This is a genomic window from Burkholderia sp. Bp8991, assembly GCF_003853795.1.
Lineage (GTDB): Bacteria > Pseudomonadota > Gammaproteobacteria > Burkholderiales > Burkholderiaceae > Burkholderia.
In genome coordinates this window covers 1-776 of sequence record NZ_QTQJ01000081.1, presented here as the reverse complement: position 1 = coordinate 776, position 776 = coordinate 1, and the positions used below count along the sequence as shown (strand labels likewise).

Here is a 776-nt window from a genome sequence, read left to right as displayed (position 1 = left end):
GCGCAGCAGTCGTCGCTGCAGGTGACGACGTCGGTCGCCGAAATCGCGGCGACGTCGCGCGAGCAGCAGGCGACCGCGAACGAAACCGCGGCGACGACGACCGAAATCGGTGCGACGTCGCGCGAAATTTTCGCGACGTCGCGCGACCTGCTGCGCACGATGAACGAGGTGGCCGGCGTGGCCGAGCAGTCGGCGACGCTCGCGGGCGTGAGCCAGAGCGGCCTCACGCGGATGGGCGAGACCATGCGCAGCGTGATGGACGCGGCTGGTTCGGTGAACGCGAAGCTCGCGATCCTCAACGAGAAGGCGCTGAACATCAACCAGGTCGTCGCGACCATCACCAAGGTGGCCGACCAGACCAACCTGCTGTCGCTGAACGCGGCGATCGAGGCCGAGAAGGCCGGCGAGTACGGCCGCGGCTTCGCGGTCGTCGCGACCGAGATCCGCCGCTTGGCCGACCAGACGGCGGTGGCGACCTACGACATCGAGCAGACGGTGAAGGAGATCCAGTCGGCCGTGTCGGCGGGCGTGATGGGGATGGACAAGTTCTCCGAGGAAGTGCGCCGCGGCATGCTCGACGTGCAGCAGGTCGGCGGGCAGCTGTCGCAGATCATCGCCGAGGTGCAGACGCTCGCGCCGCGCTTCCAGATGGTCAACGAAGGGATGCAGACGCAGGCGAACGGTGCCGAGCAGATCACGCAGGCGCTGTCGCAGCTGTCGGAAGCCGCGCAGCAGACGGCCGAATCGCTGCGCCAGTCGTCGCAGGCGATCGACGA

Annotated in this window: 1 protein-coding gene; it reads left to right on the top strand. The window is 68.2% G+C overall.

From position 1 onward, the window contains the following. Nucleotides 1-776 (top strand): methyl-accepting chemotaxis protein (locus DIE02_RS35225; RefSeq protein ID WP_260426353.1); only part of this gene is annotated, 776 nt, incomplete at both ends.